At 49.2% G+C, this 21,089-nt stretch carries 19 protein-coding genes; 15 read left to right on the plus strand and 4 right to left on the minus strand.

The window, feature by feature from the left end:
* Window positions 1-15: 15 nt before the first annotated feature.
* The gene (locus tag AR333_RS09735) at window positions 16-741 is read right to left on the minus strand and encodes a MerR family transcriptional regulator (protein ID WP_068775046.1); all 726 of its coding nucleotides are present in this window, start codon (window positions 739-741) and stop codon (window positions 16-18) included.
* Window positions 742-892: 151 nt separating this feature from the next.
* Here AR333_RS09735 and AR333_RS09740 point away from each other — a divergent pair, with 151 nt between their 5' ends.
* Window positions 893-1,381 carry a DUF6022 family protein gene (locus AR333_RS09740; protein WP_068775047.1) on the plus strand — a complete coding sequence of 163 codons (489 nt, stop codon included), beginning with the start codon at window positions 893-895 and terminating at the stop codon, window positions 1,379-1,381.
* Between the two features lie 378 nt (window positions 1,382-1,759).
* On the opposite strand, the gene AR333_RS09745 is transcribed toward AR333_RS09740, so the two are convergent.
* Window positions 1,760-4,096, minus strand: coding sequence for an MMPL family transporter (locus tag AR333_RS09745; protein ID WP_068775048.1), 2,337 nt, complete (start codon window positions 4,094-4,096; stop codon window positions 1,760-1,762).
* Window positions 4,097-4,123: 27 nt separating this feature from the next.
* Window positions 4,124-4,741, minus strand: a complete 618-nt coding sequence (locus AR333_RS09750) for a TetR/AcrR family transcriptional regulator (RefSeq protein WP_068775049.1) — start codon at window positions 4,739-4,741, stop codon at window positions 4,124-4,126.
* A 451-nt stretch (window positions 4,742-5,192) separates the two neighbouring features.
* On the opposite strand from AR333_RS09750, the gene AR333_RS09755 reads away from it, so the two are divergent.
* Window positions 5,193-5,549, plus strand: coding sequence for a helix-turn-helix domain-containing protein (locus tag AR333_RS09755; protein ID WP_068775202.1), 357 nt, complete (start codon window positions 5,193-5,195; stop codon window positions 5,547-5,549).
* Between the two features lie 77 nt (window positions 5,550-5,626).
* On the opposite strand, the gene AR333_RS09760 is transcribed toward AR333_RS09755, so the two are convergent.
* On the minus strand, window positions 5,627-6,187 hold the full coding sequence (locus AR333_RS09760; protein ID WP_068775050.1) for an NAD(P)H-dependent oxidoreductase: 561 nt from the start codon (window positions 6,185-6,187) through the stop codon (window positions 5,627-5,629).
* 191 nt (window positions 6,188-6,378) lie between these two features.
* Between AR333_RS09760 and AR333_RS09765 the strand changes: the two genes are divergently transcribed.
* From AR333_RS09765 to cysC, 13 genes are all read left to right on the plus strand, one after another.
* On the plus strand, window positions 6,379-7,266 hold the full coding sequence (locus AR333_RS09765) for a LysR family transcriptional regulator (protein WP_068775203.1): 888 nt from the start codon (window positions 6,379-6,381) through the stop codon (window positions 7,264-7,266).
* 90 nt (window positions 7,267-7,356) lie between these two features.
* Window positions 7,357-7,800 (plus strand): rhodanese-like domain-containing protein, encoded by a 444-nt coding sequence (locus AR333_RS09770; RefSeq protein ID WP_068775051.1) that lies wholly within the window; start codon window positions 7,357-7,359, stop codon window positions 7,798-7,800.
* Window positions 7,797-8,615, plus strand: a complete 819-nt coding sequence (locus AR333_RS09775; protein WP_068775052.1) for a M55 family metallopeptidase — start codon at window positions 7,797-7,799, stop codon at window positions 8,613-8,615. Before AR333_RS09770 ends, AR333_RS09775 begins: the two co-directional genes overlap by 4 nt.
* A gap of 212 nt (window positions 8,616-8,827) precedes the next feature.
* Complete coding sequence (locus AR333_RS09780) at window positions 8,828-9,157, plus strand: PadR family transcriptional regulator (protein WP_042226496.1); 330 nt, start codon at window positions 8,828-8,830, stop codon at window positions 9,155-9,157.
* Between the two features lie 14 nt (window positions 9,158-9,171).
* Window positions 9,172-10,041: a pentapeptide repeat-containing protein gene (locus AR333_RS09785; protein ID WP_068775053.1), complete on the plus strand. Its 870-nt coding sequence runs from the start codon at window positions 9,172-9,174 to the stop codon at window positions 10,039-10,041.
* A gap of 13 nt (window positions 10,042-10,054) precedes the next feature.
* Window positions 10,055-10,825 carry an ABC transporter ATP-binding protein gene (locus AR333_RS09790; protein WP_068775054.1) on the plus strand — a complete coding sequence of 257 codons (771 nt, stop codon included), beginning with the start codon at window positions 10,055-10,057 and terminating at the stop codon, window positions 10,823-10,825.
* On the plus strand, window positions 10,826-11,593 hold the full coding sequence (locus AR333_RS09795; protein ID WP_068775055.1) for an ABC transporter permease: 768 nt from the start codon (window positions 10,826-10,828) through the stop codon (window positions 11,591-11,593).
* A gap of 179 nt (window positions 11,594-11,772) precedes the next feature.
* Window positions 11,773-12,480 (plus strand): DNA alkylation repair protein, encoded by a 708-nt coding sequence (locus AR333_RS09800; protein WP_068775056.1) that lies wholly within the window; start codon window positions 11,773-11,775, stop codon window positions 12,478-12,480.
* 216 nt (window positions 12,481-12,696) lie between these two features.
* Entirely contained in the window at window positions 12,697-15,690 is a 2,994-nt protein-coding gene (locus tag AR333_RS09805; RefSeq protein WP_068775057.1) for a sulfotransferase, read from the plus strand.
* Entirely contained in the window at window positions 15,687-16,760 is a 1,074-nt protein-coding gene (locus AR333_RS09810) for a hypothetical protein (RefSeq protein ID WP_068775058.1), read from the plus strand. The genes AR333_RS09805 and AR333_RS09810 overlap by 4 nt, the downstream gene beginning before the upstream one ends.
* A 42-nt stretch (window positions 16,761-16,802) precedes the next feature.
* Window positions 16,803-18,644 carry an acyltransferase family protein gene (locus tag AR333_RS24250; protein ID WP_084783552.1) on the plus strand — a complete coding sequence of 614 codons (1,842 nt, stop codon included), beginning with the start codon at window positions 16,803-16,805 and terminating at the stop codon, window positions 18,642-18,644.
* 25 nt (window positions 18,645-18,669) lie between these two features.
* On the plus strand, window positions 18,670-20,466 hold the full coding sequence (locus AR333_RS25170; RefSeq protein WP_216638965.1) for an ATP-binding cassette domain-containing protein: 1,797 nt from the start codon (window positions 18,670-18,672) through the stop codon (window positions 20,464-20,466).
* Between the two features lie 47 nt (window positions 20,467-20,513).
* On the plus strand, window positions 20,514-21,077 hold the full coding sequence (gene cysC / locus AR333_RS09825; protein WP_068775059.1) for an adenylyl-sulfate kinase: 564 nt from the start codon (window positions 20,514-20,516) through the stop codon (window positions 21,075-21,077).
* Window positions 21,078-21,089: the final 12 nt, after the last annotated feature.

A 21,089-nucleotide genomic window follows, 5' to 3' on the forward strand; every position in this document is an offset into this window, starting at 1 on the left:
GGGACCGGCTGTTGGCTACCCCGGAGAAAAGCGCGATTGCATCTGGGGGACCGCTTGAATCAAGCGATATAGGAAGTAAATGCCCCGCATCTGGAGTTTGATCGTTTTATGCTGATAGATACGGATACTTTCCACAAGCTTCATCGCATGCATGATGTTTTGTATTTCTACATGTGCGATCAATTGCTTTAAGCTTACGGTCTCCTCGGAATATACAGAGTTTTGCAACACCTGAATCATTTTAATTTTAAGAAGATGTCCTTCATTATATAGTCGATATTCATTATCAGGGTCCCGCTCAGCAGTGAAGAGGCCGCATTTCTCCCAATAACGGATCGCCGATTTAGGAATTCCCGTCCGTCTAGAGACCTCGTGGATGCGGAAGCGTTGGTTCAAGTCGTAAGTTTGATTTTCGTTGGTATACAAATTCAGCTCCCTTACTAGTTGATCCAAGCTTGCTTTTTCACGATGCAGCATGACCTCCCTTTCCCTGATGATCCACAATGCATCGTCCAACTCATTTTTTTGGAGACTATGCATCACCTCCGTCGTCACTTCCATCCCGAATGCAGGGGCCAAAGCTTGAATACATGCCAGATAAGCCTCATGCAGTTCCGTATACATGCGATATCCATTGACAGATCGCTCAGCAGGAGGAATTAAGCCCTTCGTTTCGTAGTTTCGTAAAGTGTTGGCGCATATCTTAAATTTATTCGCCAGTTTTTTCGGTCGTATGCCCATGTTTTCCCGCCTCTCTAATGAACAAAAACATTAAAACTATTATAATGTTTTTGTGGTCCTTATGTTGATATTATTTGCATATTTCCGGAAAACCTTCCAATTGGCTTATATGTTGTATGATGAAGACAAATCCAATCAAGGAGGAATAAGAATGACCTTTAATCCAGTTTTTCATTACAATATGACAATCGAGGAGATTGGCCAGGCAGGTAATCAGTATATTGAATCGGCATGGAAGCCCTTATACGATTCGATGCACGATCAACTAACGGCCGCTTTTCATGAGATCGAGGATGCTGCCTATGGACTGTATTTGGACCAATTGATGCCGGCACTGTTTGATGGCCTTAAGGACGCCGGCTTTGAAGCAATGGAACCTCTTGAGGACAATGATTTCATTATCGGTAAATGTTTACTATTCCGAAATTCGCTTGAAAAATGGGGGACCGAGGAAAATAGATCCCGGATATTTTGGAGTGTTATACGAAATAAACAAAGCCAACAACCTATTGGAACTTTATTGACGGAAATTCCTCATTCACATCTCAAGTTTGAGATTCCGACTGCACCTGTACTCTATTCGTTGAAAATGAATAAGAAGGAACAGATCGTGCAAGAAATCCGACGAATCAAGGGATAGTGAACGACAGATAAGAGGTTGACCTGGTGCTGTGAAGAAGTAAAAGGGGAGGGATGTTATCGTCTGAACCTGTACTGACATTCTAGGCGAAATAAAAAGCACCGATTAGGGTGCTTTTTAGCATTTTAGCTTGATGTTCGCGCATCATTGTGACTAACCGCCGGCATTAGGTCTCTAAATGTCTGAAAGATAATATCCCGTATATGGGATTTTCTAAGAGATTGGCTCTTGTGAAGAACCGTTTGAGTGTGAGAAACGAAATATATAGTCTTTAAATTCGATCTTCGACTGGAAACAAAAGAAAGGAGAGCTTCGGACATTGTCCGCAGGCTCTCCTTTCTTGGACTTAAGGGGGAAGGCATTTATAGCCTTCCTTTATTAACTCTTATCTCCGCTCTCGGCATGAAGCTTGGCGATCAGTTTGTCGCCTTCGACATCGAGGTTCGGAAGCAACCGGTCCAGCCATTTCGGAAGCCACCAGGCTTTGTCGCCGAAGACCGCCATGATGGCCGGAACGAGTGTCATACGTACGATGAATGCGTCGATCAGGATACCGAACGCCAATGCGAAACCGATTTGTTTGATCATGGCGTCAGGTGCGAAAATAAAGCCGGCAAAGACAGAAACCATGATTACGCCTGCGGCAAGCACGACGCGGCTGGCGAGATCGTAGCCGTGAATGACACTTTCGTTACCGCGGCGCCCGTGAACGTAAGCCTCACGCATGGAACTCACCAAGAAAACCTGATAATCCATCGCCAGTCCGTACAGAATGCCCGTGACTAGAATCGGCATAAAACTGAGCAGCGGTCCTCCAGTGTCAAACCCGAACAGGGAATGCAGCCATCCCCACTGGTAAACGGCAGTAGTCAGGCCGAAGGTGGCCAAGATGCTGAGAACAAAGCCAACCGTCGCTTTGACCGGAACGATGACCGAACGGAAAACGAGCAGCAAGATGATCAGCGACAGAATTACAATGATGCCAATATACATAGGGAAGGCCTCGGAAAGCTTGGAGGACATATCAATGTTGATGGCTGTAAATCCGGTCACGCCAAGCGTAACATTATTCGCCGACGCAAAGCTGGAACCGGGATCGCGCAGATCCTGCACCAGATCTCTAGTCTTCGTATCCGTCGGACCTGTTTTCGGGATCAGACTGATAATGGCTAAATCCCCGGTCTCGTTGAAGCCCATTGGGGCCACAAGCGTGACGTTATCGTGCATTTGCAGCTCCTGAACAAGCTTGCCAAGCGTTTGCGGAGAAATTTTGCCGGAGTCTTTTTTCGCCTCGGCCACCAGGAGCAGCGGTCCGTTGAAGCCTTCTCCGAAACCTTTGGATATGATGTCATAGCTTTGGCGTGCCGGGGTATCCAAGTTGGCCGAGGCGCCGGACGGAATGCCCAGTTCCATTTTCGTTACTGGAATCGCCGCCGTTGCAAGAACCACGATCACCGCAATAATGATGATCCAGCGGTATTTTACTGTGGCGCGCGCCCAGCGGTGTGAAAACCCGTTTAAGGTTTTCTTGCCTGAGGTTTCGTTTTTCGTGCGGGCCTTGGATGTACAGATCCGCTCACCGACCAGACCCAGCAGCGCAGGCAGCAGAGTCAGCGCGAGCAGGACGGTGATCAGAACACTTGCAGCGGCAACCAGAGCCATGGTCGACAAAAATCCAATCCCGATGACCAACATGCCGCACAGAGCGATAATGACGGTCAGCCCGGCAAAAAATACAGCGCTGCCTGCGGTGCCAAGTGCCCGGCCTGCAGCTTCGTGGGCGCTTAGTTGCTCATCGAGAATCAACCGCCGCTGCCGGTTCACAATAAACAGCGAGTAATCGATTCCGACAGCCAGACCGATCATGACGGCGAGAATGGGAGTAATATCATTCATCTGGATGATATTAGATAGAGCAAAAGCGCCTCCGACGCTGATCGCGACGCCAAGGAGCGCGGTAATCAGCGGCAGCCCGGCGGCAACGACCGAGCCGAGCGTAATAAACAGAACAACCGCGGCGACGGCAACACCGATTGCTTCCGTCGATCCGATGGATGGCGTGCTCTTGAGCGAATCACTTGGAATGGCCGTGATGCCCGATCCGCCCTGCTCAGCTTCGCTCACGGCTTTGATAACGTTATCCGGCACGGAAGCGGGCAGGGACGTCTGCTGGACGGTGAACTGGAACTGGAACAAGGCGATGCTGCCGTCGGCAGAAAGCATAACGCCTGGAACCGGAACGCCCTCCGCAAAGAGCGGACCGTAAGGAACGGCCTGTCCTGCAGCGTCTGTTTGTCCAGCCGTTTGTCCAGCAGCACCTGCTTGTCCGGCAGCTGCTGACGAATCCGCGGCGGCTGTCTGTCCGGCAGCGGCTTTGGCGGCCAGTTCGGCGGGGTTGATGATATAGTCCATGCTGTAGACTTCATTGATAGCTTTCAGGATTAATGCTACCCGCTGCGGGGTGTCAAGACGTTCTCCGTCCGGCGCGGTAAAGGCCACACTAGCCTGGCCGCCGGCAGCGGCTGGAAGCTCCTCAGCCAGCATATCGAGCACTTTTTGCGATTCCGTGCCTTCGATTTTCATTTCGGAGCTGGAATGGATGCCATTGGCGCCGAGCAAGGCACCTATAACACCGAGGATGACGATCCAGGGCAAGAGGAAATACCACGGTTTAGAATAAGCCGATTTTCCCAATCGGTACAGAAATGTAGACATCAGATGGTTCTCCTTTTTATCTCTGAATTAGAAGCCGTTGTGCAAATAAGCAAACATAGAATTCAAATATTGATCGAATGACATGGCACCCGAGCGTTCATCTGACGCTTCGCCCGGGAGCAGAACGTTCAGCCGCCCGTCAAGAATAGGCACGAACGCTCCGTAAACGGCACCGGCAAGAAGATGAGTATACCCTTCGCTATATCGTCCATGGGAGAATTTTTCGAGCACTTCTTGCGCGGCGATTTGTAAGCGGCGGAAAACGCTGAGAATATAAGGCTCAAGCGACGGGTACTGATTCGCGAGCGATACGAATTGCCGCAGTTTATACAGAAACTCCGAGGTAAACTGCATTTTGAGCAAGCTGTACAGCGCATCGAGCGGGGTTGTATCCGGGGGCAGATCCGCAAACAGCAGCGTCTCATCTTCATTGGAGACGCTGCCCATAAAATATGCCGCGACCGCCTCCTCTTTACACGAGAAGTAATTGGCAAAGGTCCGCCGGGAGAAACCGGCCTGCCGAACAACGTCTTCGACGATGAAGCCGTCCATGCCTTGTTCAAGCGCAAGCTTAAAGGCGGCCTCGGCCAAGGCATAGGCGGTGGCTTCCTTTTTTTTGTCGCGCAGCGTCTGCTTAGCGTTCAAGTTACATGCGCCCTCCTTTTCTTTAGTTCAAAGACGAAGCTCTGAATTTTATCCAATACATTATATTATTACCCAATGGGCAAAATTGCACAATGGGAAACTTTTTGCAAGATTGTGATCTTTAATCATTTTCGTCCTCCGGAAAGCTTTCAAGCGGTAGGATTCACTAGTGATCTCAAGAAATGTCTAACTGCTAGATTTTGAAAAAGAAGCCGCAAGAGTTTATAAGAGAGAAAGCAGCATGCAAAATGAGCAGCGTTGTTCCAGGTAAGGTTTCAAACCCCTAACTTTCTACCAAAATGGAAATGTTTACATGGATATTTAGCTAGAAGTGTATAATTTTAATGTAATATCACTTAACTTTTCTATACTATAAAGAAAGAAGTCTGAGTCTTGAAACCAAGCGAAGAGGAATTCAGAAATGATCGTAAAGAAATGGAGAGTGGATGTAATGAAAGATACCTGTGTTCCGAGCGGAGTGAGACTTAATGACACCGGCTTCGGATATACATTGTCCATTGTAGGCGGTAAATATAAAATGATCATTATGTATTGGCTGTCAGAAAATAAAGTTATGCGGTTTAACGAACTAAAGCGATGCATCGGTTCGATCACCTTTAAAACCCTCAGTATGATGTTGAAAGAGATGGTCGCAGATGGGATTGTTATACGCGAGGAATTCCCTCAAGTACCTCCAAAGGTTGAGTACTCATTATCTGAACGCGGTTTATCCCTGATGCCGCTTTTGAATATGATGTGCGAGTGGGGGGAGAAAAACATGGCGTCGAAGAATCGGGTACAGCCATAGGTATTACCTTGGGGAATGTAAAAGAAGTATTTCCCTATAGAGGAAATACTTAATTGTTATAGAGCGTTATAGGCAGCTTACATATTATCGATAAATCTTAAATAATTCTGCGCGCTATTGATCAATTCGTTATCCGTTTGTTCGCTTTCCGAACCCGGCACATTTTCGCCTGCCTTGTCTTCTTGCCCGTAAACAGCAAAGAGCGAACGATAATTTGCTTCGCAATATTGAAAAGTCGTCTCGAAAGAAACCAACATTTGCTCAAGTGTATATCGATATCTTCCTTGCTTGCTATAGTTTTCTTTTTTGATTCCTGCCGAAACACCGAGTGCAACTTTGCGGTCCTTTAATTTGTCGCCTGCGGATCCATAAGCCCAGCCATATGATAGTACATCGTCAAGCCATTTTTTTAAGAGTGAGGGACAATTAAACCAATGAACAGGGAACTGAAAAACAAGGTTGCCGTGCGATTCTACTAACTTTTGCTCTTTTTCTATGTCAATATTTCCATCCGGGTATACCTTATGCAATTCGTGAACCGTATACTTGTCGGGGTATTTTAGTAATTCCTCTGTCCACTGTTTGTTTATTACAGACGTTTCTAAGTTAGGATGTGCCACGATAACAAGAGTTCTCATATGAATTTCCTCCTTCTTGATAATTTGAGTATAAAAAAAATAATTCAATGATGTAAGTACGCACTTTTATTACAGGTACTGTTGTAAAAGTAAGTGTTAATTCATTTCAACTGAATCGTAAAATCTGCATTTGCCGTAATCTTGCGAACATGATAAAGTGTCTGGAACTTATGCGAATCGAGGCGGTAACCGTGGAACTGACTTATTTGAGAACCTTTCGTGAAGTGGCGAAATGGGGGAGCTACACTAAGGCAGGGGAAGCTCTGGGATATGCGCAGTCGAGCATCACGACGCAGATTCAGAGGCTGGAAGAGTCTTACGGGACCACACTATTGGAACGTTACGGTAGAAGCATGAAGTTGACAATGGCTGGGGAAGCGCTCCTGCAATACGCCAATGAGATTCACAGGCTGCATGAAGAATCTAAAGAAGTTGTAGCGAAGCAATCCAAAGGAACACTCTCCATCGGCACGATCGAGACGTTAGCGGCTTTTTACCTGCCGCAGCATCTGCAAGCATTTCGACGCGATTATCCGGACGTGAACGTTGTCATTCAGCCGGGAAACGAGCCATACATTGTCGAGTCGGTCAAAGAAGGGGAGCTGGACGTCGGAATCATTCTCGATCCTCCGTTTAGAGATCCGGAACTTAACAGCAGCATCTTGCGAGAAGAAAGATTGGTCATTATTACAAATCCGGAGCATAAATTCAGCGGTCTAAGTGAAATCCATGTTGAAGATCTGGAGAGCGAATCGCTGATCTTGACCGAGGATGGCTGTACCTATCGGGCCCTGCTGCTCAAGGTATTGAAAGCGAACCAAGTGAATTTCAGTCTATCCTACCAATTCGGTAATTTGGAAGCGATTAAGCAATGTGTAACCTACGGTCTGGGTATTGCCCTATTGCCCCGAATAGCGGTTGCGGAAGAAATCCGTAAAGCCCAAATTATCGCGATTCCTTTCGTTCATCCTGAATTCAAGTTCTACACCCAGTTGATTTACTCCAATAAAAAGTGGAAGTCAAAAGCGTTTCTTGGTTTCTTGGAGCTTATTAGCAGCGTCAATTATCAAAATGATTGATGGAATGTATAGAATTCTATCGATAACTCCGGTGTCTGTGATCGTGCTATATTGATTTCAAGAAGAAGACATCCAATGGAGGGAATCCAAATGACAGATCAAACACGCTTTTCACTCGTACTCGAAACACCTGCCGCTTCGCCGGAGCAGACTCATCGGCACTATATGAACAAACTTTCCATGGAAACGGACGTCTCCGATGTAAAATACGACATGCAGCATGGCCTTAATGAATTTGTGCTTATCGACGTTCGAAGCGCCCGTGCGTATGGGGAGTGCCACGTACCAGGCTCGATTAATCTTCCATCCAATCTGATCAGCGCCGAGACGACCGCGGGTTTTTCCAAAGATCAAGTCATTGTAGTCTATTGTTGGGGACCTGCTTGCAATGGCGGGACCAAAGGAGCAGCCCGTTTATCCGGACTCGGTTTCAAAGTTAAAGAAATGCTTGGAGGCATCGAGTACTGGCGTAAGGAAGGAAACGACGTAGAAGGCACGCAGGGACATTCAGCCTGCATCGTTTTAGAAGCATGAAAATATACATTTCAGCGGACATGGAAGGGATCACGGGTGTTACGAATGCTGATTTCCTTCTGCCGAGCGAGCCGAATTATGAATATGGACGTAGACTCATGGAACATGACGTTAACGCAGTAATCGAGTCTGCCTTGGAAGGAGGAGCAACTGAAATCGTCGTTGCCGACAGCCATTCTTCCGGGAATAACCTCCGATTGGATCATTTGCATCCCGGGGCGACGTTAATTTCGGGTATTCCCCGGGATAACTATATGATGTCCGGTCTAACTTCCGACTTCGCGGCTGTTTTCTTTGTTGGGTATCATGCCAGGCATGGAATGCCTGGTGTTCTGAGCCATGCGTATTGGTTCAAGAATATGACAGTCAATGGCGTGGAAGTGGGAGAGATCGGATTTAATACGATCTACGCCGGCTTGCTGGGCGTCCCGGTGGCTCTTGTTACCGGAGACGACAAAGCTTCCGAAGAGACGAAGCGAATTGTTCCGGATGCAGTGACCGGCATAGTCAAGCAAGCACTGTCCAGAACATCTGCGATCTGCCTATCCCTGCAGCAGAGCCGTAAAGTACTCATGGCCAGAACCAAAGAAGCGATGGGAAAAATCGATCAACTTGCGCCGTTTCAAGTCAAATTGCCGGTTGAAGTACACATCGAATTCATGCACAGCGGTCAGGCGGAAATTGCTTCGTGCATACCCGGTGTACGCAGACTTCCAAACGGTACCATAACCGCTTACGAAGCCAAAGATGCGATAACGTATTATCGTACGATGGAAATCATGGCTTCATTGGCGAATACGACTAGGTTTTTTTGAATAAGAAGGGCACTTAATCGGATTCCCTTTATTTTTACCGTAAAAGAGTCGCATGAATGCGGCTTTTTTTGTTTTAACGATACATGTTCTTAAGAGGAGGGTTTTCAATGAGGGTACTGCTTATATGGAGGAATAGACAAAGTATTATAATTACAATACTACCTTGACAGTCACAGTAATATATCTTATTATGCAATTATGGAGATGATTAAATGAGCGAGAACAAGATCACATCCGACCTGCTTCGCGGACATACGGATACGATGATTTTACGGCTTTTGTCCGAGGCTGATCATTACGGTTACGAGATTGTGAAGCTGATAGCCGAACGTTCGGGCGGCGAGTACGAATTAAAGGAAGCCACGATGTACTCCAGCTTCCGGCGGCTTGAAGCGGACGGTGACATCGAGTGGTATTGGGGCGATGAATCACAGGGCGGACGGCGCAAATATTTTAGGATTACTGATAAGGGCAAGGATACATACGCCCGCAACAAAAGCAATTGGGAGTATGCAAAGCGCGTATTAGAAAACTTGTTATGAGGGGATTTGATGGGATGAATCAGAAATTGACGGATTATCTAAACAGCGTGTTTACGCCATACGACAGAGTTAAGAGCGTTACCGAATTAAAGGCCGACCTGCTTTCCGATTTGCAGGAGCGATACCGTGAACTCAGAGCTGAGGGCAAGGACGATGAAACCGCGTTTAAGATAACTGTTGACAGTATCGGTGACATTGAGCAAACGATCCTGGAGGTAGCCAATCTCTCCCGTTCGCTGGAGCGGCAAGTAGTGACCAATTTTAGCGCCATCAACCTGGCAGAGAGTGATTTTGCGGGGGTTACGGCCCATAATGGACAGTTTAAAAGCAGCTCATTGCGCGGTTCCGACTTTTCGAATGCAGATTTGACAGGTACTTCGTTTACGAGCAGCGACGTACGCGAAGCTAATTTTGACGGCGCCAATTTGACGGACTGCAGCTTATCCACGCTTGATCTAAGAAATGCAAGCTTCAACAAAACATTACTTGTTCGCACCAATTTCAGCAGTTCGGGGCTTGATGGGGCCAAATTCACAGGAGTGAAACTGACCGACGTCAAGCTGACTAAGATCGACCTTAGAAAAACAACCTTTGAGAACTGTATCTTTGACGGCGTTGACTTCACCTATTCCGACCTCAGCGGACTATCTTTTGAAGGGCAAACGTTTATAGGTGTCAAGTTTAACAAGTCTGCACTGAACGATGTTTCGTTTAGAGGGGCAACACTCAAGAACGTCTCCTTCCGTCTGCCTTTTTCCGTGACAAACAAATCGTATTTAGCCTTCAAAACCGTCTGCTTTGACGGCGCGACGATGGATAAGCTGACTTATGCTGCGCTTAAAGGCCTCTGGGTCGTTGATTTGTCAAAAGTTACAGTCATTTAAGGGAGGGAATCCGATGCAAACCGTGCAAACCAAGGCCATTCAAGTTAAAGGACTGCAAAAATCCTATAAGCAGCTCCAAGTGTTGAAGGGTGTAGATTTTGAGGTGGAAAAGGGAAGTATATTCGCCCTCCTGGGCTCCAACGGAGCGGGCAAGACCACGGTTGTCAAAATTCTTACCACACTGCTCAAACCAGACGGCGGAACCGCCACCATAAACGGATTCGATGTTTCGTCAAAACCCGAGCACGTACGGCAGGAGATCAGTCTGACCGGGCAATTTGCCGCGGTGGATGAAATTTTGACCGGACGGGAAAATCTGATCATGATTGCCAAGCTGAGATACCTCAAAAACCCGCGCCGGATTGCGGACGACGTGTTAAAACGCTTCGGCCTGACTGACGCCGCAGACCGCAGAGTGTCTACTTACTCAGGGGGGATGCGCCGCAGGCTTGACATCGCCTTGAGTCTTGTGGGAAACCCGCAAATCATTTTTCTGGATGAGCCGACCACAGGGCTTGACCCCGAGGCACGAATCGAGGTCTGGAAGATTGTCAAGGAGCTTGCCGGCGGCGGGACGACGGTACTTCTCACCACGCAATATTTGGAAGAGGCCGAGCAGCTTGCCGACCGGATTGCTATTTTGCACGAAGGCAGGATTATCGCGGGCGGCACGCTCGAGGAGCTAAAAAAGTTGTTCCCGTCCGCAAAGACGGAGTATGTTGAAAAACAACCGACTTTAGAGGAGATTTTCCTCGCCATCGTCGGCAAACAGGAGGGAAAGTAAATGGAGGCGGCAAAGAAACATTTCTTCATCGATATCAGCGTTATGCTTGGACGTTCCATGCGTCATATTTCCCGCAGTATGGACACCATCATCACAGTCACCATTATGCCGATCGCGATGATGCTGCTGTTTGTCTACGTGCTCGGAGGGGCAATTCAAACCGGAACGGATAACTATGTAAATTATCTGTTGCCCGGAATACTTCTCATGGCAATTGCCAGCGGAATATCCTACACGGCGTTCCGTTTGTTTACCGATGTACAGCGGGGAATATTCGAGCGTTTTCACACCATGCCGATTTCACGCTCCGCCTTGCTGTGGGGGCATGTGTTGACCTCATTGCTATCCAACGCGATATCCGTGGTCGTCATTATACTCGCAGCGCTCCTTATGGGCTTTCGTTCGTCGGCGGGAGTGCTGCCCTGGCTTGCTGTAGCCGGCATACTCGCACTGTTTACGCTGGCCTTAACTTGGGTCGCAGCTATTGCCGGACTTTCCGCAAAAACGGTCGATGGTGCAAGTGCGTTTTCCTACCCGATTATTTTCCTGCCATTTATCAGTTCGGCATTTGTTCCAACCGAGTCGATGCCGACCGTCGTTCGCGTCTTTGCCGAGAACCAGCCGGTCACTTCAGTTGTAGAGGCCATCCGCGCATTGCTGTCCGGTCAGCCGGTGGGCAACGATATATGGATCGCGCTTATGTGGTGTGCTGGCATTATGTTCCTGGCTTATATGTTTGCAATGAGAGTGTATAAAAAGCGGGTCTGAAAATAAAAACATTTATACCAGCGAAGGAGCATGCCTCAACATGCTCCTTTAATTTTTTCATCGGTAGAGTCGTTAAGTTATGGTTTAAATTTCATTGGATTAGCACCGCTTTATGATATATTCAAGTTCAGACGGCTTAATCATGTACGATAAACCAATAAAAAAAGGAAGTGCGAATAATGAATCTGGAAACGGTCATGCAAGAGCTTGAAGCTCTCGGCAAGGAACGCACTAAGAAAATATACCAATCCAACGGTGCGCACGAACCACTTTTTGGCGTGGCTACAGGGGGAATGAAGCCTCTTTTCAGGAAAATAAAAAACAATCAACCCTTGGCCGAGCAGCTCTACGCTACAGGGAATTACGATGCCATGTACTTTGCCGGGGTAATCGCGGATCCTGGCGCAATGTCAGAGGCTGACTTTGAACGGTGGATAGATAAAGCTTATTTTTATATGTTGTCTGATTATGTGGTAGCAGTAACTTTGGCAGAAACGGATATAGCGCAAGAAGTTTCCGATAAATGGATTGCAAGCGGTATAGAGCTAAAAATGTCGGCGGGCTGGAGCTGTTACTGCTGGCTGCTCGGGAATCGTCCGGACAGTGAATTTTCCAAGGAGAAGATTGCTGGTATGTTGGAACTTGTTAAAAATACGATTCAGGACGCCCCTGATCGTACGAAATACGCGATGATCAATTTCATCTCCACTGTGGGCGTATCTTATCTGCCGCTCCATGATAAGGCGGCCGCGATTGCGGAGGAAGTAGGTCCGGTGGAAGTTAATCGCGATACTGCAAAAAGCAAGTTTTTGGACGCTTCCGTTAGTATTCAAAAAGCGGCAGATAAAGGGCGACTTGGCTTCAAACGAAGATATGTAAGGTGTTAATCCATGAATCTTGAATGGCCAATATGAATCATCAGAGGAGGGGCAGCCCTCCGTTACTCAATCTATAGATCAAGAGCAAGGCTTTACTCGCGAGTCGGGCAGGGATAATTAAATCATAAAAACAAAATTAGCAGGATTCATGCGATATTTTGTCGAATCAAATCAAATATTGCCATGTAAAGATCGTGGTCGTGACTTATCTAAAGAGGTGCAGCAATGTCAGATAGACCAATTGCGGTAATTATCCTGGGGATGCATCGGAGCGGCACCTCGCTGCTGGCTCAAACGGTCAAATCGCTGGGCGTTTATATCGGCGATGAACATCAGATGGTTCCTCCCAGGGAGGACAACCCTGAGGGCTTCTGGGAACACGCCGAGATCGTAGCGGTTCACGATGAGTTGCTGGATCGCCTATCTTCGTCCTGGGATGCCACAAAGCCGCTGCCAGAGCAGTGGTGGCTGACTGAGGCGGGAATGGCGAGTCGGGCGAGACTGGCCGCTATTATCGCCAGAGACTTCTCGAAACACCCACTATGGGGATTCAAGGATCCGCGAACCTGCCTGCTGCTTCCGCTGTGGCAGTCCGTGTTTGACGAGTTAAACATTGAACCCCGATATATTCTCAGCTTGCGCAATCCTTTAAACGTAGCTGCTTCTCTGCACAAGAGAGATCAATTCGAGCATGACAAATCATTCGCGATGTGGAATTTGTACGTCCTCTCCAGCTTATATTACACGAGCCATAAGCGGCGAATCGTAATTGACTACGACCGATTGCTAGAACAGCCTGCCGAGACTGGCCGCACAATCAGCGACTTTCTAGACATTCCGTACGGCGCTGTGGAGCGGGCGAGAGTCGGCGGTTTGCCAAAACCTTCTCTGCGGCATGCCAGTTTTTCGATGCAGGATGTTTGGGAGGATCGCTTAGTTCCCTCCATGGTACGGCAAACTTATCAACTCGGATTGATCGGTGAGAGAGACTCTAATGCGCTGTATAAAGACGATATGCACGAGAGTGTCCAAAACTCCTACGACCAGCTGGTGCAAATCAATCGGCTCTTGAGCCATGAGAAATCCTATCGAATCCGGATATATTGGTCGGGAGCGGACGAGCGTTTCACAGAAGACAAATCAACTTATATCACCGTGAGCGCAAATGGACAGAAAAGCCTTCAAACGGTCGATATCCGCGAACCGCTCGGATCGGCTTTGCGAATCGATTTTTTTGCTGAGCCCGCATATTTCAAGTTGTCGCAGCTGAGTCTTGTTTACGAAGGACAAGAGGTTAGTCTTCTTCGGGATTATGCCAAAGAGTATGTGCAGTTTCTAACCTTCACACGGCCTGGTGAAGAAAGGGACAGCATTTGTGGCATAAGCACGGGCATTGCGTCACAGCTATTGTTTCGAGACTTGCCTTCTCATGGCGCGACTGCGACCTTGCGCCTGGAGCTAAGCTGCTCGCTTGGAATAGGAGAAGATGTGGTTCAGGCGCTTCAGCTTGAGCGCCCCGCGGAAGTTGCGTTGTCCTATGCACTTCACGATGCCGGCTTGCGAATCGAACAATTGCTGACAGCGAATGCCGAGAAGGAGAAAGCGCTTGGACTGGCCGTCGGTCAGATCGAGCAGCAGATCGATACGCTCGAGCTTCTATGCGAAGATAGCAGGCAACGCGAGGCGAAGCTCGCCGATCTAAGCCGTGAGTTGTATGAGCAGCGGGCCGAAGCGAGCCGGTTAAGCGCCGAGATAGAAAGAAGAGAGCAGCGGGCAAAGGAAGCTCAAGCCCTGCTGATTCGACAAAAGGATTTGGAGATTGAAAACTACCGGCGGGAAGTCGCTTTATTTACAGGTTCGTTGTCTTGGAGGGTAACCCTGCCGCTCCGAATGGCGAGAGAGATCGAGCGCGGAGCCAAGCGGCGGCTCAAAAAATGGGCCAAGGGCTTGCTGCAGCGATATGCGATTCGAAGGAACCGGCACTCGCGTTACGCCGGGTTGACCGGCAGGCTTCCTTATAAGCAGTATGCGCTCGTCTTCTCCCACACGAACTACTTGGAATCCATGGGCGGTACCGAGAAGTATATTTATGAGCAAGCTTCATATTTGTCTCAGAACAACGCGGGTATCATTCAGATCTATCCAGGTCAGAGCTACTCTTTGCTGCATACAAAGGAAGACACTTTCTACGGAGTGGTCGTGAGCGATCAATTCATAGGCTTTTATTCGGTCAGAGAGATTGTGGAGTGGCTCTCCCGAATTCATAAGCAACTTACTGAGATTTATACACATCATCTGTTGAACTGGCAGATAAGAGACTATACGGCACTGTTGCAGAACGTGGAAGAGTCGGGCGTCATTCCCCATACGTTTTTCATGCACGACTTTTTCGCGTTATGTTCCAGCTATCATATGATGTATCAGCCCAAGATCCGCCAGAGCATCATAGAAGCCAAAGAAAGACGTTCCTGTATTGCCGATGTCGCCGCCGCGGGAACCGGTGCGGTTATTTGTCAGAGCTGTACGCACGGCATAGCGCTAGAAGAGTGGAGGAAGGCCCTTCGCCCCGTGCTTCATCAGTCCGATCGAATCGTAGTTCCTTCTGATTTCGTTAAAGAGACGGTGGCTGCCCTCTACCCGGATATTACGGATAAAATACGGGTCAGAGGGCATTTGATCTTCGACAAGCAAACGATCATCTACAAGCCCCGGCCCGAGAATCGCAAAATCAGACTGGCTTTCCTTGGTTATAAAATGGAAAATAAAGGATGGTTGTTGTGGGAGCGCTTGTATAAAGATGAAGCGCTCGGCCGCCTGTATGAATTCCATCATATAGGCTCGCAAGAAAAGTATGCCGATCAAGTCGCGGTACACCGATATTCCTTCCTCCGGGAAGGAAGGATGGGAGCGCCCGATCTGCTGATTGCGCAAGAGATCGACCTGGTATTGCTATGGTCGATTGTTCCGGAGAGCTATTCTTACACACTCCAAGAATCAATCGCGGCAGGCGTTCCCGTCTTAACCTCGCCGCTAAGCGGTAATATTGCCGCGACCATCGATGCGCACCCGGAGCTGGGCAAAATATTGAGCGGTGAAGATGAGCTTAGAGCATTTTTGTTCGATTCCGAGCATGTGCGAAACTATGTGTCGGGGGATCGGGCGCGTTACGTGCTGGAATACAACCATTTGCCTACCGGTAGAAGAGAGGCTCGTTCATGATCGTTACTACATCCATATGCGCGAATTACTTGCCGAAAGCGATGGTGCTGGCAAAGTCGCTGAAGGAGACGAATCCGGCCGTGCAATTCATCGTGTGCCTGCTGGAACGGGACATCCATCCTGCTGCGCGAAGCTTCGAGTATTTCGATGATGTCATACTCGCGAAGGACCTTGGATTCGAACAGTTTGAGAAGTTTATCTTTAAACATTCGATCGTCGAAGCCTCGACGGCGGTCAAGGGACAACTGTTACTTTATATGTTGCGGCGTTATGCCGAAGAAGATCGCTTCGTCTATCTGGACCCGGATATCAAGGTCTATGGTGAACTGACGGAGCTGGCGGAGGCGCTGGACCGTTATCCGATAGTGTTGACGCCGCATCTGTGCCATCCCGAGGACATTATGGACGCAGTGATGGACAATGAATTAAGCGCTCTGCAGCACGGCGTGTTCAACCTCGGCTTTCTTGCGATCTCCAGATCCGATGAGGCCGTGCGCTTCGCCGAGTGGTGGGCGAGCCGGCTGGCGATGTTCTGCTATGACGACATTCCTAGGGGCATCTTCACCGATCAGAAATGGATCGATCTGGCACCCTGCTACTTCGACGTCTATATTCTGAAGCATCCGGGCTATAATGTGGCGCCGTGGAATCTGTCCAAGCGCAAGTTGGCGGCTGAGGCCGGCGGCTTCCTGGTCAACGGACAACCATTGCGATTTTTCCACTACTCGGGGTTTGATTCGGGCGCAAACGAAGGAATGATTAACAAGTATGTGCCGGATCGCAGCAACGTTGTGTACCTGCTGCGCGATGAATATGTTCGGGAGCTGCAGGAAGCGGATCAGGCACATCTTGGGCGTACGAATTGGTCTTACGATTTCTATATAAGCGGTGAACGGATCCAGCGAGATGCCCGCATCGTCTACCGGGATACGCCTGAAATTCCGTACCGGGTGGACAACCCTTTCGCTCTAGGCAATGAGTACTTCGAAAGATATATCAGTGTGGAACAGATTGCCGGCAACGTGATCAGGCAAGGAAAAAAGCTGCTGAAGCGCCTGATTAACCGATAATTCGTGAGGCCGGCGGTATTTTATGTTGGGAGAAATACGTTTATGGCAGGATCAAGATGGATCTATACGGATGTTCTTCGAGTCGCGGCGATTATCGGAGTGGTACTCATACATATAACCGCTCCGGTCATTGGAATCAAAAGCGACGTCGGCGACATCCACTATTGGTGGACGGCTCATATCATTAACGCCGCCTTCCGATGGAGCGTTCCTGTATTCGTCATGATTAGCGGGATGCTTCTGCTAGCTCCGGGCCGGAAAGAATCGACCAGGTTTTTTTATCGAAACAGATTCGGCAAGCTTCTGCCGCTTTTTGTCCTTTGGAGCATGATTTATTATTTGTGGGACATACGCAAGGAATCGGGTTCTTTCGAATGGGGCGGGTTCGCCACAGGTTTGGTCAAGGGGACGCTTCACTACCATCTCTGGTACGTATATATGATCATTCTTCTTTATCTGATTACGCCTCTTCTTCGGGTGCTGGTGAGACGTGCTTCGCTGCGCGCTGTCTTCTATACAGGAGCGGCGGGGCTGGCCTTCTCCAATTTATCGGAACTCGCAGGCTGGAAAAGCTCGGGATTCGTAATTGAGGCCTTCAGCATGCCCGGCTATATCGGTTATTTTCTGCTCGGTTACGTATTGTCGAGGATAGAGTTGAACAAGGGGAAGAGGCGGCTTCTCTACGGATTCGGTCTCTTGTCGTATATAGCCATCGTAGGTGGAAGCCACTGGCTCTTGACCGCGTACCCTTCTACGGATATGTATTTCTACAAATACACGTCTGTTCCCGTTATATTTATAGCTTCGGCGGTCTTCGCTGGAGTCAAGCAGTTCGGATTCCGCAAGGCAGTTGCGGGAGGCCCGCGGCTTTTATCTTTTATGAGCTCCTCCGTATTCCATATTTACTTGAGCCATGTGCTGATCATGGAGTGGCTTTACGAGCGCCGGCCGTGGGACATTATACATGGTAATCCTTTGATTTATATTCCGATCGTCGCCGTCATCATCGTATCCGCGTCCCTCCTGCTCAATCTCGCTTGGCGCGGCAGCCTCTTTGCGTTGAAAGAAATGTACAAGCTGGCTGGTCGTATCCTTGAGGAGAGAGACTCGATTCATCCGCTGAAGGACATCTACCAGTATCGGGAGATGCTTCGGAATATGATATTGAAGGATTTGCGGACGCGTTACAAGGGCTCGGCGCTTGGATTCCTCTGGACGTTCCTGAATCCGCTTCTAATGCTGGGTGTATACGCTGCGGTGTTCTCTTTTATCATGAAGGCGGATATTCCCCATTTTCCGTTATTCATTCTGGTGGCGTTGCTGCCTTGGAATTTTTTCTCCCAGTCAGTAACCGGCGGTGCCCGAAGCCTGATTAATCATGCGGAGCTTATGAAGAAAGTTTATTTCCCGAGAGAAGTGATTCCGTTATCGGTCATCGGAAGCAATCTGGTTAACTACTTGCTTACGCTAATTATTTTAGTACCGGCTCTATGGCTCAGCGGAGTTCCGCTCGCATCGACCCTGGCGGCTTTTCCGATCATCTTACTCGTGCAGACGCTGCTTATCCTGCCCATCGTGATGCTTGCTGCTCTGGGTACGGTTTACCTTCGGGATCTGGAGCACATCGTTAATGCACTCATGCTCGTAGGCTTCTATTTGACACCGGTTTTGTTTCCTTTAACACTGATTCCGGACTCGTTCCGGTGGGTGTTCGACTATAATCCGATGACGCCGATCATTAACGCTTACCGGGACATATTTTTATACGGCCAGTGGCCGGACTTTAGCATTCTTCTCCCGATGCTGCTCGTTCTCACCGTCGTCAACGCGGGTATGCTGGCTGCATTTGCGCTATTGCAGAAGCATGTGGTCGAGGAAGTATGAATGGTTTATGAACGGGAGTGGACACATGAGAAACGCAATCGAGCTGCATCAAGTATCTAAAAAATTCAACAAACTTAGCGGGCAACGAAATACGATCAAGGATATCGTGACGACGCCCGCGCATGCGGTGTCGAAGGACAAGTGGGTCCTGCGCGATATTGAGCTGGAGATACCGAAAGGGACGAGTCTGGCGCTGATCGGTAAAAACGGTTCCGGTAAGAGCACGCTTCTGAAGCTGATCAGCCGCATCCTGCAGCCTACCTCTGGCAGAGTCAAGGTCGACGGGAAAGTGGCTACGCTGCTGGAACTCGGGGCCGGATTCCATGCCGACTTCACCGGCAGAGAAAATATTTACTTCAACGGTTCCGTTCTCGGATTTACGCGCAAGGAGATTCAGGAGAAGCTGGACAGTATCATCGCATTCTCCGAACTCGGAGAAGATATCGACAGGTTGGTGCGGAGCTATTCGACCGGCATGTACATGAGGCTGGGCTTCTCTGTAGCCATCCACATGACTCCGGACATATTGCTAATCGACGAGGTGCTAGCTGTCGGGGACCATGAATTCCAGAAAAAGTGCATCAACGCCATCTTGCGGTTGAAGAGCGAGGGTACCACGATTGTATTCGTCAGTCATGCGGGTGAACAGGCAACTATCATTTGTGATCAGGCCATCTGGCTTGAGGAAGGCCGGATCAAGCTCAGCGGGCCGACGCGTGACGTAGTCATGGCCTATGAGCAGAGCGCGGCCGCCCATGATTATCTGGCGGAATATTATTACCGGATGGGCTGCCGGAGCCAGCAGCAGAAGGACTTTGAAAAGGCTTTAAAGCTTTTTGATCAATCGCTCGACAAGGGCTACAACGAATTTTCCGTTAAAATCTTGCGCTCGTCCGTGTACCTGGAATTAGGGATGCAAGAAGAGGCGGGCGAGGATGCCGTTCGGTGTTTGGAGATCGCCCCGCCGGGCACGGATATGGAGAGCGTCGTCCAGCACGTTCATTTCGTCAACAGCAAACGCGACGTGGAATGGGTAGCATCCGCCCGGACAAAGCTGTTCGATAATACGACGACGGAGCCTGCTTTTCTGATTATCGGAACGCAGAAGGGAGGCACGACTTCCCTGTATCACGACCTCACGCAGCATCCGGGCATCAAATCTGCCGCAGTGAAGGAGGTTCATTTTTTCGATGAACAGTATCACTTCGGTTATGACTGGTATAAGAAAAATTTCCCGCCCGATCTGCCGGAAGACAGCATAACGGGAGAGGCTAGTCCCTACTATTTGTTCCATCCCCAAACGCCCGGCAGGGTACGCGAATGGTTGCCTGACGTTAAACTGATTGTACTCCTGCGTAATCCTATCCACCGGGCCTACTCGCATTATCAAATGATGGTCAGACGAGGTTTGGAACCGATGTCATTTACGGAGGCGCTGCAGACAGAGCGCTCAAGGGTGGAAGCGGAGTATGAAAGAATGAGCCGGGATCCCCGCTATTCTAGCCAGAATTGCTCGATTTACTCCTATTTGAAACGCGGGTTATACGCGGAGCAATTGGAGCGATGGTACCGATATTTCCCCAAAGATCAGATCCTCGTTATGAGCAGTGAGGCTTTACTCCGAAATCCGGCGGAAAGCTATCGGAACGTGCTGGCTTTTCTCGATATGCCGCTGTGGGAACCGGGAGAATTTGCTTCGTTAAATGAAGGCGAATACACCCAGCCCATCCCGAAGGATACGATGCAATGGCTGCAGAGCTACTATGCGGAACCGAACCGGCGGTTGTTCGAGTTGATCGGAGAAGAGTACGATTGGGATTGATAGGCGCTCGGCGGGAGCATAGAGCTTGAAACTGAAGGAGGAGTACCATGATAGAAACAAGTGAATGGAATCGAATGAACGGCCATAAGGGCAAAGTACTGTGGTTTACAGGATTATCGGGTTCGGGCAAATCCACGGTGGCTGCCGAGACCGAGAGGGAGTTGTTCCGGCGGGGCATCCGGTGCGTAGTGCTCGATGGAGACCAGCTTCGCTCGGGCATTAATCGCGACCTCGGGTTCACGGATGAGGACCGCAACGAGAACCTGCGGCGTGCGGCGGAAATCGCCGCGCTCTTTTTGAGCGTCGGATTTGTCGTTCTGGTGCCTATGATCTCTCCTTTGGCGGACACCAGGAACACGATTCGGCAGCGATTTAAGCCGGAAGAATATATGGAGGTTTATGTAAAGTGCTCGCTTGAGACGTGCGAACAGCGCGATCCCAAAGGACTGTATCGCAAAGCAAGGTCCGGTCTCATCAAACAGTTTACCGGAATCGACTCGCTGTATGAGCCTCCCCTGGAAGCGGAGCTGACGGTAGATACAGAAAACGAGCCTACGGAGAATTGCGTCCGGCTTCTCGTGGATAGCATTCTCCAAGACTGCCAGTCGTAAGGAAGATGAGAC

It is taken from the genome of Paenibacillus sp. FJAT-26967 (genome assembly GCF_001541095.1).
Taxonomy (GTDB): domain Bacteria; phylum Bacillota; class Bacilli; order Paenibacillales; family NBRC-103111; genus Paenibacillus_F.